The following is a 2,087-nucleotide window of genomic DNA, read 5'->3' on the forward strand; positions in this document are numbered from 1 at the left end:
TGTATCGCCACACGCCTGCCAAGTTTCCCGTCAATGCCTTGCCCCTGCTTCTTGGGTCTTCGAGCTTCGCTATCTCGTCAAGCTCGTCAAACACCCGCGCGGCAACGCCCTTATCGAGCTTGCGCATCGCCTTGTCGGCGTTCCTCGTGAAATCAATTCGCCAGGCCACAGTGCGCCCTTACCTCGTCGATGCTGTAGGTCTCAAGCCTGCCAGCACGATAGTCCTCGATATCCTTGAGAATCCCGTACTCGTACTCGAAACGGTCGATAGCTTCTTGCAGGGCTTCGTTAACGTAGAAGCTCCTCGACCTGCCAGTCTCCTTCGCAAGACGGCTGTAGCGCTCGTTCAACTCGGTTGGAATCCTCATTGATGTGACCGCGGTAGCCATGTCGCACCTCCTTGTCGTGTATTACAGGTACTACTATAACACATCATCTAGCCCGCCCGCGATACGTCCTCTGCGGTGCAGCGTGGTCGCGGTTCCACGCATCCGCCGCCCGCTGCGCATCGCGCAGCACGTCATTAAGGCTCTGTTGCCTTGGCTGCTCCCTGCGCATCAGATATTCGAGCGGGCGCGATATTCGGCTTCTAAGCTCTTCCACTTTGAGCCTAATTCCCGCAACTCCTGCTCTGATGCGGCTCGCGAGTCCATCGCACTGAGCAGCGATTCTATCGAGGATTGCGCCGCGCTCAGCTTTTCCCGCAGCTTCCCAGCCCCGAACCTCGGCAGCGATGGAGCGAAGCTCTCCAACGTCTCGCGCAACTCCGTCCGCTCGTTGCCGAAGACACTCCAATCGGTCTTGCTCATCTTCGATATCGAGCTTCACGTCCTCGAGCTGGCTGTCAAGCTCGGCAAGGTCACCCTCCTTGTCGGCAATCTCGGTAACAAGCTCTGCCTTACGCGCTTCGGCATCGTTTAGCAAAGCGGCGGCTTCTTCCCTAGCCGCCGCGACGATTCGCGCCGCTTCGTCCTCGGCAGGTTGCACGACCGCCCTATCGACCGCCCCGCGTACCTTGTCGATGTCCACGGACTTGTCCGTGTAAACGCGCTGCGCCCGCGTCTCCTCGTCAAGCTCGATTGCAGGGCGGTAGCCCATGCGCTTCTCGAGGTAGTCCCCAAGCTCCTTGTGCATCGACTGGTAGAACGAGCGCGGGCACATTTTCTTGTAGTTGAAACGCCCATCGAGAATAGGTGTGAACGGCACGTGCATGTGATCGCGGGCGGGCGTGCCGTCCTTCAGCACCTCGTCCTTGTGGACGTATCCGCCCATCATGTTGTCGATGCCGAACTTGTTCGACAGGTACCAGTACGTGAGACGGAAGAACCTATCCTCATCGCCCTTGCGGACGTTATCGGGAAGCGTCACCACCACGTCGGCCATAACCACCGCGTCCTTGCGCGTTGCGCGCTTCCCTGCGGCCTTCTGGGCCTCGTTCACGCGCTCTATGCGCCGCTCCACCGTGCCCCAGTTCGGCTCGCCCTCACGGGGCACCACGCGCCCCACAACGAGCTTCCCGTCCTTGTTGGTGTAGTGGGCAACGACCATGTCGTTCTTCACGCGCTTCGGGTCGATGTTGTCGCGACCCAGACTGGACTCGTCGCGCCTGTAGTGGGCAAGCATGTGACCGACCGAGGTTGCCTTGTACTTCGCTATGTGTGCCATGTCGGAACCGCCTTGCGTCAGATTTTAGTCGCCTAAAGTCTAGCACGTTAGACCTTAGCTGCGCTAAGGACGTGCCCTGCGGGGCTTCTCCGCAATCCTCCCAGCGGTCGAGATTGCTGCGCGTCATCGGTGGCGGCACCTCTTCCTTGCCCGCTCGGCTCCGCCGAGATGGAGGGGTAAAACCCCTCCAAACCACCCCGACGTATCGGTATCGGATATCGGATTCCCATGGGCGAGGTCGTAGTACCTCGCCCCCCCTGTGGTCATTTGTCATTTGTCATTTGTCACATTATTTTTCGGACGTAGTTAGCGAAAAATAATGAGCCGCCCGATTCTGCAGGTCTCATCCAGTCGAGACACGGGCAAGGAAAGGGTCGATGGAGCAGAGCGTCCATCGACCCTTAATCAAGTCTGGTCTATTC

General features: G+C 59.0%; 2 protein-coding genes. Both read right to left on the reverse strand.

What is annotated here, in order from left to right:
• Window positions 1-152: 152 nt before the first annotated feature.
• Window positions 153-389 (reverse strand): ribbon-helix-helix domain-containing protein, encoded by a 237-nt coding sequence (locus I2G43_RS09225; RefSeq protein WP_035138971.1) that lies wholly within the window; start codon window positions 387-389, stop codon window positions 153-155.
• A 43-nt stretch (window positions 390-432) separates the two neighbouring features.
• Window positions 433-1,665, reverse strand: coding sequence for a plasmid recombination protein (locus I2G43_RS09230; protein ID WP_195535928.1), 1,233 nt, complete (start codon window positions 1,663-1,665; stop codon window positions 433-435).
• Between the last annotated feature and the right edge of the window lie 422 nt (window positions 1,666-2,087).

This window comes from Collinsella aerofaciens, from assembly GCF_015557435.1.
GTDB lineage: Bacteria > Actinomycetota > Coriobacteriia > Coriobacteriales > Coriobacteriaceae > Collinsella > Collinsella aerofaciens_Z.